This is a genomic window from Streptantibioticus rubrisoli (genome assembly GCF_024436055.1).
Lineage (GTDB): Bacteria > Actinomycetota > Actinomycetes > Streptomycetales > Streptomycetaceae > Streptantibioticus_A > Streptantibioticus_A rubrisoli.
Genome location: NZ_JANFNH010000005.1, coordinates 221,968 through 235,147, shown reverse-complemented (window position 1 = coordinate 235,147; position 13,180 = coordinate 221,968). Strand labels below are relative to the sequence as shown.

Genomic DNA, 13,180 nt, shown 5'->3' with positions numbered 1-13,180 from the left:
AGCGCACCCGAAGGCGGCCCCACCAGGGGTCGGGGAACTCTGTGAGGGTCGACACTGTTGTAGTCGGTAGCCGAGGGGAACCACCCGTTTCCCAGCCGCGTGGATACGATCAGTAAGCAGTACGACAACGCAGACACGTCAACGCATGAGAACGTCGAGGAGGGAGGTGCCCCGTGGGAGTACTGAAGCGCTTTGAGCAGCGTCTCGAAGGCCTCGTCAACGGCACCTTCGCCAAGGTGTTCAAGTCCGAGGTCCAGCCCGTCGAGATCGCGGGCGCGCTCCAGCGGGAGTGCGACAACAACGCGACCATCTGGAACCGCGAGCGCACGGTCGTCCCCAACGACTTCATCGTGGAGCTGAGCACCCCGGACTACGAGCGGCTCAGCCCGTACGCGACGCAGCTCGGCGAGGAGCTCTCCGGCATGGTCCGGGACTACGCCAAGCAGCAGCGCTACACCTTCATGGGACCGATCAAGGTCCACTTGGAGAAGGCCGACGACCTCGACACCGGCCTGTACCGGGTGCGCAGCCGCACCCTCGCCTCCAGCGAGTCCCAGCCGCACGGCGCCGAGCCCCGAGGGCAGTTCGGCGGACCGACGCAGGCGGGCCAGCCCCCGCAGCGTCCGGGCGGTTACGGCTTCCCTCCGGCGCCGCCCGCCGGTGCGCCGCCGATGCCGTCCAGCCCGCCCGGCGCCGGACGCCCCGGTGTGGCCCCGGTCACCAGGCTGCCCGGCACCGGCGACCCCTCCGCGAGCACCCGGCGCTGGATCGAGATCAACGGCAACCGCCACCAGATCTCCCGGCCGACCATGGTGCTCGGCCGCAGCACGGAGGCGGACGTGCGGATCGACGATCCTGGAGTGTCCCGCAGGCACTGTGAGATCCGGGTCGGCACGCCGTCCGTGATCCAGGACCTGGGGTCGACCAACGGAATCGTGGTGGACGGGCAGCACACCCAACGCGCTACGCTCCGCGACGGCTCACGCATCGTCGTGGGCAGCACCACCATCGTGTACCGGCAAGCCGAAGGGTGAAGCGGGGAGAATGTCAGAGCTGACCCTGACGGTCATGCGGTTGGGTTTCCTCGCCGTGCTGTGGCTGTTCGTCATCGTGGCCGTACAGGTCATCCGTAGTGATCTGTTCGGCACCAAGGTCACCCAGCGCGGCACCCGCCGTACCGCGGGCGCGGAGCAGCGGCCGCCGCAGCAGCGCCAGCAGCAGCCGCAGGCCCAGCAGGGCCGGGGCAACCGCCAGCGGCGCGGCGCGCCCACCAAACTGGTGGTCTCGGAAGGGTCGCTTACGGGTACGACGGTCGCACTGCAGGGTCAGACGATCACCCTCGGTCGGGCGCATGACTCGACGATCGTGCTCGACGACGACTACGCGTCCTCCCGGCATGCCAGGATCTACCCGGACCGCGATGGTCAGTGGATCGTCGAGGACCTCGGATCCACCAACGGCACCTATCTGGACCGCACGCGGCTCACCACACCGACGCCGGTCCCGCTCGGTGCCCCGATCCGCATCGGCAAGACCGTCATCGAGCTGCGGAAGTAGTCGCGCAATGGGCGAGCGAATGAGGCAGGGTGGCCTCGGCAGGCTCATCAACGGAGGGTGGGGACGTTGCGGATGTACCCCGAGCCGACCGGCGAGGTGCGCATGAGCCTGTCCCTGCGCTTCGCCGCCGGATCCCACAAGGGCATGATCCGGGAGGGCAACGAGGACTCCGGCTACGCCGGTCCGCGGCTGCTCGCCATCGCCGACGGCATGGGTGGCCAGGCGGCCGGTGAGGTCGCCAGCTCCGAGGTGATCTCCACCCTCGTCTCGCTCGACGACGACATCCCCGGCTCGGACATCCTCACCTCGCTCGGCTCCGCCGTGCAGCGCGCCAACGACCAGCTGCGGGTGATGGTCGAGGAGGACCCGCAGCTGGAGGGCATGGGCTGCACGCTGACCGCGATGCTGTGGACCGGCCAGCGGCTCGGTCTGGTGCACGTCGGCGACTCGCGCGGCTATCTGCTGCGGGACGGTGTGCTCACCCAGATCACCCAGGACCACACCTGGGTGCAGCGGCTGGTCGACGAGGGCCGGATCACCGAGGAGGAGGCCGGTACGCACCCGCAGCGTTCGCTGCTGATGCGCGCGCTGGACGGGCGCGGCCAGGTCGAGCCCGACCTGTCGATCCGCGAGGTGCGCGCGGGTGACCGGTATCTCATCTGCTCCGACGGTCTGTCCGGGGTGGTCAGCCACCAGACGCTGGAGGAGACGCTCGCCAGCTACCAGGGTCCGTACGAGACCGTGCAGGAGCTGATCCAGCTCGCGCTGCGCGGCGGCGGCCCGGACAACATCACCTGCATCGTGGCGGACGTCCTGGACGTGGAGGACGGCGACAGCCTCGGCGGGCAGTTCAACGAGAGCCCGGTGGTGGTCGGCGCGGTCGCGGAGAACCAGCACGCGCTGCACGACCCCAGTCATCTGCAGACCCCGGCCGGCCGAGCCGCCGAGCTCGGCCGTTCCGTACCGCAGCAGTCCCCGGCTCCCGAAGGCGCGTTCGGCCCGCCGGACAGCGGTGAGCCGCTGGCCGCGCCGCCGATGGGCAGCTTCGGGCCGTACGACGAGACGGCCGCCGAGGGGCACGCCAAGCCGAAGCGCAAGCGCAAGTGGCTCAAGCGCTCGGCCATCACCGTGGTGGTGCTCGCGCTGATCGGCGGTGGTGTCTACGGCGGCTACCAGTGGACCCAGAGCCAGTACTACGTGGGCGCCAACGGCGACCACGTGGCCGTTTACCAGGGCATCAGCCAGAACCTGCTGGGGATGAACCTGTCCAAGGTCCACCAGGACTACCCGCAGATCGAACTCAAGTACCTGCCGAGCTACCAGCGCACCCAGGTGCAGAGCACGATCGCCACCGACAATCTGGCACAGGCCACGCAGAAGGCGGACGACCTGCAGAAGCAGGCGACGATCTGCAAGGCGGTGGCCGACGCCAAGTCCAAGCCCGCCAGCGGCGCCTCCGGCAACCCGGAGGGCAAGCCCGGCGGCGCGCCCAGCGCCAGCCCCAGCCACTCCCCGGATCTGCCGCACAACACGACCAACACCACGACAAAGACGTCGCAGACCACCCAGTCCGCTCCGTCGCCCGGCCCAACGCTCTCGGTGGAAGACCAGAACCTGGCCAAGCAGTGCGACAACGGGACGCAGTAGCAGGAGGGGCCGGCCTGCCGTGAGCACTGTCACCAACACCACCACGATCTCCTCGGTCGGGGCGCCGAACCGTCGCAACACCGAACTGGTGCTGCTGCTGTTCGCCGTGGCGATCCCAGTGCTGGCGTACGCCAACGTCGGCCTGGCCAAGGACGGTTCGGTTCCCGGCGGAATACTCGGCTATGGGCTCGGGCTCGGACTGCTGGCCGCGGTGGCGCACCTGATGGTGCGCAGGTTCGCGCCGTACGCGGACCCGTTGATGCTGCCGATCGCCACCTTGCTCAACGGGCTCGGTCTGGTCTTCATCTACCGGCTGGACCTGGAGCCCGCGGTCACCACCAAGGCGCTGGGCGGTCCCAAGGCGCCGGGCCAGCTGATGTGGTCGGCGCTGGCGGTGGCGGTCTTCATCGGCATCCTGGTGCTGCTGAAGGACCACCGCATCCTGCAGCGCTACACCTACATCTCGGGCGCGGTGGCACTGGTGCTGCTGGTCGCCCCGGTGTTCTTCCCGGCGGTGAACGGCTCCAAGCTGTGGATCGTTGTCCCCGGCGTGGGATCGATCCAGCCCGGGGAGTTCGCGAAGATCATCCTGGCGGTGTTCTTCGCGGGCTACCTCATGGTCAAGCGGGACGCGCTCGCCCTGGCCAGCCGCCGGTTCATGGGCCTGTACTGGCCGCGCGGCCGGGACCTCGGCCCGATCCTGGCCATCTGGGCGCTGAGCATGATGATCCTTGTCCTCGAGGACGACCTGGGCTCCACGCTGCTGTACTTCGGGCTGTTCGTGGTGATGCTGTACGTCGCCACCGAGCGGACCAGCTGGGTGATCTTCGGGTTGCTGCTGGCGTCCGGCGGCGCCGCCGTGGTCGGCATGACCTCGGGGCACGTCAAGGTCCGCATCCACAACTGGCTCGACCCGTTCGCGGGCATCGCCCAGCACGGTGCCTCCGAGGCCGCGCAGGTGCTGTGGTCCTTCGGCTCCGGCGGAGTGCTGGGGTCCGGGCTCGGCCAGGGGTTCTCCCGGCTGATCGGCGGCATCGGCGTGAAGAGCGACTACATCCTGGCCACCGTCGGCGAGGAACTGGGGCTGTCCGGGCTGATGGCGGTGCTCCTGCTGTACGGTCTGCTCATCGAGCGCGGAGCGCGCACCGCGCTGGCCGCCCGTGATCCGTTCGGCAAGCTGCTGGCGATCGGGCTGGCCAGTGCCATGGCGCTCCAGGTGTTCGTGGTCGCGGGCGGGGTCACCGGCCTCATCCCGCTGACCGGTATGACCATGCCGTTCCTGGCCCAGGGCGGTTCCTCCGTGGTCGCCAACTGGGCGCTGGTCGCGATCCTGCTGCGGATCAGCCACACCGCGCGCCGCCCAGCGCCCGCGCCCGCCCCGTCCCCCGACGCCGAGCCGACCCAGGTGGTCCGACTGTGAACAAGCCCCTGCGCAGGGTCGCGATCTTCTGCGGCCTGCTGGTCTTCGCGCTGCTGCTCCGGGACAACTGGGTGCAGTTCGTGCAGGCCGACTCGCTCAAGAACAACAAGTACAACCGCCGCGTGATGATGCAGGAGTACGCGCAGCCGCGCGGCGACATCATCGTGGACGGCAAGCCGATAACCGGTTCCACCACGGTCAGCGGCAGTGACTTCAAGTACAAGCGCACCTACACCGACGGCCCGATGTGGGCGCCGGTGACCGGCTTCGCCTCGCAGGCGTTCGGCTCGAACGCGCTGGAGAGCATCGAGGACAAGATCCTCACCGGCCAGGACGACCGGCTGTTCTTCAACCGCACGGTCGACATGCTCACCGGCAAGAAGCAGCAGGGCGGCGACGTGGTCACCACGCTCAACGCCAAGGCGCAGGCCGCCGCGTACAAGGGGCTCGGCGACAAGAAGGGCGCGGTCGCCGCCATCGACCCGCAGACCGGCAAGATCCTGGCGCTGGTCAGCACCCCGTCCTACGACCCGGGCAGCATCGCCGGGATGTCCAACCAGGACAAGCAGAACTGGACGAACCTCAAGCCCAACGACCCCGACAGCGTCATGATCGACAAGGCGCTGCGGCAGACCTACCCGCCGGGCTCCACCTTCAAGGTGGTGACCGCGGCCGCGGCGATGGAGAACGGCCTGTACTCCAGCATCGACCAGCCGACGAGCTCGCCGCTGCCGTACACGCTGCCGAACACCACCACCCAGCTGAAGAACGAGGGGAACATCCCCTGCCAGAACGCCACGCTGCGGGTGGCGCTGCAGTACTCGTGCAACACGGTCTTCGGCAAGATCGGCGCGGACCTGGGCAAGGACAAGATGCTGGCGCAGGCGAAGAAGTTCGGCTTCGACCAGACCATCGACACCCCGGTGCGTGCCGTGGCCAGCAACTTCCCGACCTCGATGGACAAGCCGCAGACCGCGCTGTCGTCCATCGGCCAGTTCGACACCGCCGCCACCCCGCTGCAGATGGCGATGGTCGCCGCCGCGGTGGCCAACGACGGCAAGCTGATGCAGCCGTACATGGTCGACCAGCTGCGCGCGCCGAACCTGAACGTGATCGAGCAGACCCAGCCGAAGGTGTTCAGCCAGGCGATGTCGCCGGCGACCGCGCAGAAGCTCCAGCAGATGATGGAGACCGTGGTCCAGGACGGCACCGGCACCATGGCCAAGATCGACGGCGTGACCGTCGGCGGTAAGACCGGTACCGCGCAGCACGGCATCAACAACAGCGGGCTGCCGTACGCCTGGTTCATCTCCTACGCCAAGACGGCGCAGGGCTCCCCGATCGCGGTCGCCGTGGTGGTCGAGGACGGCAACGCCAACCGGGACGACATCTCCGGTGGCGGTCTGGCCGCGCCGATCGCCAAGAGCGTGATGGAGGCCGTCCTGAACAAGTGACTCCGGTCACGTCCAGCTACCGGGCTAGCTGTGTTTCCGCACGTCGCGGTACCAGTCGTGTATCAGGTTGCGGTGAGGGCCAGGATCGCCTCGGCATGGCCGGTACCGTAAGCCCGAGCAGCACGCAGCCGATAAGGGAGAGGCTGGAAGACTATGGATGAGCCGCGTCGCCTCGGCGGCCGGTACGAGCTGGGCTCGGTGCTCGGCCGTGGTGGCATGGCCGAGGTCTACCTCGCCCATGACTCCCGCCTTGGCCGCACGGTGGCTGTGAAGACGCTGCGGGCGGACCTCGCCCGTGATCCGTCGTTCCAGGCCCGGTTCCGCCGGGAGGCCCAGTCGGCCGCCTCGCTCAACCATCCGGCGATCGTCGCGGTCTACGACACCGGCGAGGACTACGTCGACGGTGTCTCGATCCCGTACATCGTCATGGAGTACGTGGACGGCTCGACGCTCCGTGAGCTGCTGCACAGCGGGCGCAAGCTGCTGCCGGAGCGCTCGCTGGAGATGACGGTCGGGATCCTCCAGGCGCTGGAGTACTCGCACCGCAACGGCATCGTGCACCGGGACATCAAGCCCGCGAACGTGATGCTCACCCGCACCGGCCAGGTCAAGGTGATGGACTTCGGCATCGCCCGGGCCATGGGCGACTCCGGCATGACCATGACGCAGACCGCGGCGGTCATCGGCACCGCGCAGTACCTCTCGCCCGAGCAGGCCAAGGGCGAGACCGTGGACGCGCGCTCCGACCTGTACTCCACCGGCTGTCTGCTCTACGAGCTGCTCACCGTGCGGCCGCCGTTCGTCGGCGACTCCCCGGTGGCCGTCGCCTACCAGCACGTGCGGGAGGACCCGCAGCCGCCGAGCGCGTTCGACCCCGAGGTCACGCCGGAGATGGACGCCATCGTCCTCAAGGCGCTGACCAAGGACCCCGACTACCGCTACCAGAGCGCCGACGAGATGCGGGCCGATATCGAGGCGTACCTCGACGGCCAGCCGGTCGCCGCCACCGCCGCGATGGGCGCGGCCGGTTACGGCTACGGCGGCGGCTCGTACAGCGACGGCGCGCCGACCACCGCGCTGCCGCCGCAGGACGGTGGCCCCAAGACGTCGATGATGCCGCCGCTGAGCGACGACGACGGCTACGGCGGCGGTTACGACGACCGGCCCGGACGGCGCCGCCAGAAGAAGTCCCGCACCTCCACGGTGCTGCTGGTCTTCGCGGGCATCCTGGTGCTGATCGGCGCGATCTTCATCGGCAAGTCGCTGTTCTCGAGCAGCGGCAACACAGGCAGCCTCTCCGCGCCCGACCTGCGCGGCCAGTCCCTGCAGGACGCCCAGACCTCCGCCAGCAACGTCGGGCTGAAGGTGGTCAGGGGCGGCGAGGAGTACTGCCCCAAGTACGACAAGGGGCAGGTGTGCACCCAGAATCCGGCGGCGGGCGCATCGGTCACCAGGAACCAGACGATCACCGTCGTGCTGTCCAAGGGCGCCCAGCCGATCGACGTGCCCGACGAGACCGGTAAGTCCTTCAATGACGCCCAGCAGGACCTGCAGTCCAAGGGCTTCACCAACATCCAGGAGAAGCAGGACGACGGCAACTCCGGCAAGGACCCGGGCACGGTCCTGGACCAGAACCCGTCGGCCGGGTCCAAGGCGGACAAGAACGCCACGATCACGCTGACGGTCGCCAAGGCGCCGACGACGAGGACCGTGCCCAACGTCACCAACAAGCAACTGGCCGACGCGCAGGCGCAGTTGCAGAGTATCGGCTTCAAGGTCCAGGTCCAGGACCAGCAGTCGACCCAGCCGCCGAACACGGTCATCAGCCAGAGCCCCGGCCCTGACAACCAGGCTCCGATCGGCTCGACGGTCACCTTGACCATCGCCCAGGCGCCCACCCCGCAGACGCTGCCCGCGGACATCGTGGGCAAGAAGCTGAAGGACGTGCAGTCGGAGCTGTCCGGGCTGAACCTGAACCTGTCGGTCGCCGGTCCCAGTGACGACAAGGCCGTCGTGGTGGGCAGCAACCCGCAGCCGGGCAGCCAGGTCACCCAGGGCCAGGCCGTCCAGCTCCAGACCATGGAGGCCCCGGGCGGCAACGGAAACGGCGGCAACGGCGGCGGCCTCTTCGGCGGAGCGTTCGGCTAGCGCCGCGCAGCGATACGGCAGGGGCCGCGGACGGTGATCGTCCGCGGCCCCTGCGTATGCGTCGCCGTATGCGTCGCCGTATGCCGTCGCTCAGCCCAGCTCCGCCGGAGGCGTGCGCTTGGCGTCTGCCTTCTGGGTGCGGACCAGTTCGCCCCAGACGATGTAGCGGTACTCGGAGGTGAAGACCGGGGTGCAGGTCGTCAGGGTGATGTAGCGGCCCGGCTTGGTCTTGCCGGACTCCTTGGGGATCTGGTCGATGACGTGCACGTCGTACTTCGAGGTCTGGCTGAGGATGTCGTAGACCTTGTAGACGTACCAGGTGTCCCTGGTCTCGAAGACGATCGCGTCGCCGTCCTTGATCTTGTCGATGTTGTGGAACTTGGCGCCGTGGCCGTCCCGGTGGGCGGCGAGGGTGACGTTGCCGGTCCTGTCCCACGGCATCGCGGACTTCACCGGGTCCGTGTAGTACCCGGCGACGCCCTCGTTCAGCACGTCGACCGAGGTGCCCTTCTTCACCAGCACCTCGAAGTTCCTGCCCATCGCCGGGACGTGCAGGAAGCCGATGCCGTCCGCGGTGTCCAGCGGTCCGGGCGGGCCGCCGCCCGCCTGCTGCTGCGCCCAGTGCTGGCGGACCCGGTCGCCTTCCCGCTGCGCCTGGCGGTCGGCTATGACGTTCGTCCACCACAGCGAGTAGACGACGAACAGCCCGAGCACCAGCCCGCCGGTGATGAGCAGTTCACCGATGACGCTGATGGTGGCGGCGATCCGGCCGCGACCGCGTCGGCGCCGGTGGGTCGCGGGCGCGACCTGGGTGTCGTTCTCGTGCTCGGTGGTAGCCACCGGTCACCCCGTTCTTTGTACGAGTTGCTGGTACGCGCTCATCCGCCGAGCAGTGCGTCCGGTTTGCCTTCGCTGCGTGGCCGGACGTCGACCATCTTGCCCCACACGATCAAGCGGTACTTGCTGGTGAACTCGGGAGTGCAGGTGGTGAGCGTGATGTAACGGCCGGGCTGGGTGAAGCCGGAGCCGACCGGGATCGGCTGGATCACCCCGACGTTGGCGGGCGAGGTCTGCGGCAGCATGCTGGTGACCTCGTACGTGTAGTACGTGCTCGCCGTCTCCACCACGACCTTGTCGCCGGGTACCAGCTTGTTGATGTAACGGAACGGCTCGCCATGGGTGTTGCGGTGCCCGGCGAGCGCGAAGTTGCCGGTCTTGGCCCAGGGCATCGCGGTCGCCTGGGCGCCGGAGTAGTGGCCGACCATGCCCTTGTCGAGGATCTTGGTCTTGTCGGTGCCCTCGGCGATCGGGGCCTCCACGTCGAGCTTCGGGATGTAGATGATCGCGAAGCCCTGACCGGGCGAGAAGGCACCGGGGTTGCGGTCGTCGTTGGAACTGTGCTTGCTGTTCCACTGGTGCTGGAGGCTGTTGGCGGCGCTGTTGGACGCCTCGTGCGCCAGGACGTTGGTCCACCACAACTGGTACGCCACGAACAGCAGCATCAGCGCGCCGATGGTGATGAAGACCTCGCCCAGTACGCGGCAGGCGATCACACCGGGGCTGTCCTTGGCGGCCCGGGCCGCGCGTCTGGCCTCCAGCCGGGAGGTGGGCTGCCGTGGCGCGGACGCCGGAGTGGGGGCCGCCGCGGGAGCGCGGCCACCGTGCTTGGCCGCCTTGCGGCGCGCGGCCCGGCCGCCCGGCGCGGGGGGCAACTCCGGTTCGCCGCTCGGCGGTTGGGCGGCGTGCCCGGAGCGTGCGGCACGGCGGCGCGCGGCCCGGCCGCCGGGTACCGGGTCCGCTTCCGCGGGCGGTACGACGGGCAGCGGCGCGGTCGTCTCGGCGCGGCGGGGGGTGGGCCGCTCGGCGCGGCGGGGGGCGCCGGGCGGCTCGACCAGCGGGAGTTGGGCGGTGACCTGCGGCGCGGGTTGCGGCTGCGGCTGCGGGGCGACCGTCGGGTACGGCATCGCGCCGGGGGTGGCCGACGAGGGGCGGGGCCACCTGGCGGGGGCGCTGCCCGCTATCGGCAGCGGGTCGGTGAGCGGATCCGCGAGCTGGTCGACGGCCGCCTCGAACTCGGCGGTGTCCTCGAAGCCGTCAGGCAGGCCAGGCGTGTTCTCCGGTCGTAGGGTCGTCACGCCCCGCCCTTGCCGACCACCGGCGCGAGCCCCGCCGACCGCGCGACGGCGCCCTTGTCGCCGCAGACGTCGAGCCAGTTGGCGAGCATGCGGTGGCCCCACTCGGTGAGCACCGACTCGGGGTGGAACTGCACGCCCTCGACCGGCAGTTCACGGTGGCGCAGCCCCATGATGACTCCGGTGCCGGTCCAAGCGGTGATCTCCAACTCCTGCGGCACGGTGTCCCGTTCCACCGCCAGCGAGTGGTAGCGGGTCGCGGTGTACGGCGACGGCAGGCCGGTGAAGACGCCCCGGCCCTCGTGCGTCACCAGCGAGGTCTTGCCGTGCAGCAGCTCCGGCGCGCGGTCCACCACGCCCCCGTAGGCCACCGCGATGGACTGCAGGCCGAGGCAGACACCGAACAGCGGTACGCCGGTGGCCGCGCAGTGCCGCACCATCTCGACGCAGATCCCGGCCTCCTCCGGCGTCCCGGGTCCCGGCGAGAGCAGCACCCCGTGGAACCCGTCCTGGGCGTGTCCCGTGGTCACCTCGTCGTTGCGGACCACCTCGCACTCGGCGCCGAGTTGGTACAGGTACTGGACGAGGTTGAAGACGAAGCTGTCGTAGTTGTCGACGACGAGAATCCGTGCGCTCATCAGCCCGCGCTGCCTCCACCGTTCACTGTCACGTCGTTGAACGGCAGCAGCGGCTCCGCCCAGGGGAACACCCACTGGAACAGGACGAAGACGATCGCCAGGACGAGCACGAGCGAGATGACCGCTTTCACCCATGCGTTGCCCGGCAGATGCCGCCAGATCCAGCCGTACATTCGGTGCCTTCCGTTTCTAGGCCACTTCCGCACCAGAGTAAGGGGCGAGGCTGAGTGTTGCGGGTCAGCTGAGCAAAGCTCTCGGCATCCCTTGTGCAACGGGCTGGGTGGCGTCCAGATGGCCCCAGGCGATCAGCCGGTGGCTGTGCCCCCACGGCGGGTCGCAGGTGGTGAGGGTCAGATAGCGGCCGGGTGCGGGGTACGGCGTGGCGGAGCGGTCCAGCGGGGCGGGCAGCGGGTCGATGACGCCGGTGTCGTCCGGCAGCGTGAGGTACGGCGGCTTGTCGATCAGGTAGGTGTACCAGGTGACGCCGTCGGTGAGGACGACCTTGTCGCCCGGACGCAGTTCGGGGAAGTCCTCGAACGGATCGCCGTAGGTACGGCGGTGTCCGGCCACCGCGAAGTTGCCCTGCCCACCGAGCCGGGCGGTGCCCGCGTAGTGGCCGAGGCCGTGCTGGAGGTCGTCGGTGCCGGTGCCCTGGAGCACCGGCTTGTGCCAGTCGGCGCCGAACCGGGGGATGTACATGATCGCGAACGGCTGCCCCTCGCGATACGCGGCGGACGCCGGGGAACCGGTGCCGTGCGCCGCGGGCCTTCCGTTGAGGGTGGTGGCGGGCGACGGGCGGGCGGAGCTGACCGGGGTCCTGGCCCAGCGGTCCTGGAGCGCGCTGACCTCACGGTCCATGGCGTGGTTGGCGCGCACCCCGGTCCAGTAGAGGAGGTAGACCACCAGCAGCAGGATCAACACCCCTACGGTGACGCACAGTTCGCTCAGGGCGCGCACGGTCCCGCGTACTGTCAGCGTCACGCGGATCCCCTCCAGGCGGGCGGTGCCGGGGCTATCCCATGGGCTGTGCGTAGTGGAGGTCCACTGTGCCCGAGTACCCCGGAAGAGTCACCTGGTTGTGCGCCTCGACTTTCCAGCCGAGGCCGTACGCGGTCACGTATTGGCGGTAGTTGGTGATCGCCGGGTCCTGGTCGAGCGCGGTGCGCAGCGCGTTCTGGTCGCCCACGGCGGTGATCGTGTACGGCGGTGAGTAGACGCGGCCCTGGAGCAGCAGGGTGTTGCCCACGCAGCGCACCGCGCTGGTGGAGATCAGCCGCTGGTCCATCACCTGGATGCCCTGGGCGCCGCCCCGCCACAGGGCGTTGACCACAGCCTGCAGGTCCTGTTGGTGGATGACCAGGTCGTTGGGCTGCGGCTCGGGGACGCCGGGGATGCGGGCGGTGGCGTTGGGCGGCGCGTCGTTGAGGGTGACGCTGATGGCGTCGCCGGTCAGCGGCTTGGTTCCGGCGGCGCGCTCCAGGGCGTCGGTCCTGCGCTGGTCGGCGGGGCTCTGGATGCCCTCGCGGTGGGCGAGGGCATCGACGTCGCCGCGCAGCGCGCCGAGTTGCTGTTCCAGGTCGGCGTTCTGGTGGCTCTTGGCGCGGATCAGGTCGGAGGTGCGCAGCAGCGAGTCGTCGCTGCGGATGTTGCTGCCGTGCGCGGTGTCGTAGCTGGTCCAGAACAGCACACCGGCGAGCGCGAAGACCGCCGCGGAGAGTACCTTCGGCAGTGCGGGGCGTCGGCCGGGGCGCACCGGAGCGCCGGCGGAATCGCTCATGGGACCCTTATCTCCTTCGCACCCGCGGAAGCACTACGCTAACGGACGCCCGGGGGCGGCACACCACGCTCCCCGCCTGGCGAAACACACCGCATCCGCCCTGCGTGTCCCGCAGCGCATCGACAGGAGAGCCCCTCGTGCCGAAGTCACGGATCCGCAAGAAGGCCGACTTCACGCCGCCGCCGGAGAAGACCACCGCCACGTTCAAGCTGAACACGGGCCGACGCTGGGTCGCCCCGCTGATGCTGGCGCTGTTCCTGATCGGTCTGGCGTGGATCGTCGTCTTCTACGTGACCACGGGGAACCTGCCGATCGAGGCGTGGGGCAACTGGAACATCGTGGTCGGCTTCGGCTTCATCGCGGCGGGGTTCGTCGTCTCGACGCAGTGGAAGTAACGGTCCCGCGGG

Annotated in this window: 13 protein-coding genes; 7 read left to right on the top strand and 6 right to left on the bottom strand. The window is 69.4% G+C overall.

Annotation, left to right across the window (positions count from 1 at the left end; genetic code table 11):
• Positions 1-173 precede the first annotated feature (173 nt).
• The 6 genes from NON19_RS09115 (at position 174) to pknB (ending at position 8,226) form a co-directional block, all read left to right on the top strand.
• Positions 174-1,034: an FHA domain-containing protein gene (locus tag NON19_RS09115; RefSeq protein ID WP_255926172.1), complete on the top strand. Its 861-nt coding sequence runs from the start codon at positions 174-176 to the stop codon at positions 1,032-1,034.
• A 10-nt stretch (positions 1,035-1,044) separates the two neighbouring features.
• Positions 1,045-1,557: an FHA domain-containing protein FhaB/FipA gene (locus NON19_RS09110; RefSeq protein ID WP_255926171.1), complete on the top strand. Its 513-nt coding sequence runs from the start codon at positions 1,045-1,047 to the stop codon at positions 1,555-1,557.
• 72 nt (positions 1,558-1,629) lie between these two features.
• Positions 1,630-3,204 carry a PP2C family protein-serine/threonine phosphatase gene (locus NON19_RS09105; protein WP_303653482.1) on the top strand — a complete coding sequence of 525 codons (1,575 nt, stop codon included), beginning with the start codon at positions 1,630-1,632 and terminating at the stop codon, positions 3,202-3,204.
• A gap of 19 nt (positions 3,205-3,223) precedes the next feature.
• On the top strand, positions 3,224-4,624 hold the full coding sequence (locus tag NON19_RS09100; RefSeq protein WP_255926170.1) for an FtsW/RodA/SpoVE family cell cycle protein: 1,401 nt from the start codon (positions 3,224-3,226) through the stop codon (positions 4,622-4,624).
• On the top strand, positions 4,621-6,078 hold the full coding sequence (locus tag NON19_RS09095; RefSeq protein ID WP_255926169.1) for a peptidoglycan D,D-transpeptidase FtsI family protein: 1,458 nt from the start codon (positions 4,621-4,623) through the stop codon (positions 6,076-6,078). The genes NON19_RS09100 and NON19_RS09095 overlap by 4 nt, the downstream gene beginning before the upstream one ends.
• A 153-nt stretch (positions 6,079-6,231) precedes the next feature.
• Complete coding sequence (gene pknB / locus NON19_RS09090; RefSeq protein WP_255926168.1) at positions 6,232-8,226, top strand: Stk1 family PASTA domain-containing Ser/Thr kinase; 1,995 nt, start codon at positions 6,232-6,234, stop codon at positions 8,224-8,226.
• A gap of 90 nt (positions 8,227-8,316) precedes the next feature.
• Here the strand turns inward: pknB and NON19_RS09085 are convergent, their stop codons facing one another.
• The 6 genes from NON19_RS09085 to NON19_RS09060 form a co-directional block, all read right to left on the bottom strand.
• Entirely contained in the window at positions 8,317-9,066 is a 750-nt protein-coding gene (locus NON19_RS09085) for a class E sortase (RefSeq protein WP_255926167.1), read from the bottom strand.
• A gap of 38 nt (positions 9,067-9,104) precedes the next feature.
• Complete coding sequence (locus tag NON19_RS09080; protein ID WP_255926166.1) at positions 9,105-10,361, bottom strand: class E sortase; 1,257 nt, start codon at positions 10,359-10,361, stop codon at positions 9,105-9,107.
• Positions 10,358-10,996 (bottom strand): aminodeoxychorismate/anthranilate synthase component II, encoded by a 639-nt coding sequence (locus tag NON19_RS09075; RefSeq protein WP_255926165.1) that lies wholly within the window; start codon positions 10,994-10,996, stop codon positions 10,358-10,360. Before NON19_RS09075 ends, NON19_RS09080 begins: the two co-directional genes overlap by 4 nt.
• Positions 10,996-11,169 (bottom strand): hypothetical protein, encoded by a 174-nt coding sequence (locus NON19_RS09070; protein ID WP_255926164.1) that lies wholly within the window; start codon positions 11,167-11,169, stop codon positions 10,996-10,998. Before NON19_RS09070 ends, NON19_RS09075 begins: the two co-directional genes overlap by 1 nt.
• Before the next feature lie 64 nt (positions 11,170-11,233).
• Positions 11,234-11,971 carry a class E sortase gene (locus NON19_RS09065; protein ID WP_255926225.1) on the bottom strand — a complete coding sequence of 246 codons (738 nt, stop codon included), beginning with the start codon at positions 11,969-11,971 and terminating at the stop codon, positions 11,234-11,236.
• Between the two features lie 37 nt (positions 11,972-12,008).
• Positions 12,009-12,773, bottom strand: coding sequence for a DUF881 domain-containing protein (locus NON19_RS09060; RefSeq protein ID WP_255926163.1), 765 nt, complete (start codon positions 12,771-12,773; stop codon positions 12,009-12,011).
• Positions 12,774-12,910: 137 nt separating this feature from the next.
• On the opposite strand from NON19_RS09060, the gene crgA reads away from it, so the two are divergent.
• The gene (gene crgA, locus NON19_RS09055; protein WP_255926162.1) at positions 12,911-13,168 is read left to right on the top strand and encodes a cell division protein CrgA; all 258 of its coding nucleotides are present in this window, start codon (positions 12,911-12,913) and stop codon (positions 13,166-13,168) included.
• The last annotated feature ends 12 nt before the right edge of the window (positions 13,169-13,180 follow it).

Coding starts and splice junctions, on each gene's coding strand:
- NON19_RS09075 (WP_255926165.1), bottom strand. CDS start 10,996: ATGAGCGCACGGATTCTCGTCGTCGACAACTACGACAGCTTCGTCTTC.
- pknB (WP_255926168.1), top strand. CDS start 6,232: ATGGATGAGCCGCGTCGCCTCGGCGGCCGGTACGAGCTGGGCTCGGTG.
- NON19_RS09110 (WP_255926171.1), top strand. CDS start 1,045: ATGTCAGAGCTGACCCTGACGGTCATGCGGTTGGGTTTCCTCGCCGTG.
- NON19_RS09070 (WP_255926164.1), bottom strand. CDS start 11,169: ATGTACGGCTGGATCTGGCGGCATCTGCCGGGCAACGCATGGGTGAAA.
- NON19_RS09060 (WP_255926163.1), bottom strand. CDS start 12,773: ATGAGCGATTCCGCCGGCGCTCCGGTGCGCCCCGGCCGACGCCCCGCA.
- NON19_RS09105 (WP_303653482.1), top strand. CDS start 1,630: ATGTACCCCGAGCCGACCGGCGAGGTGCGCATGAGCCTGTCCCTGCGC.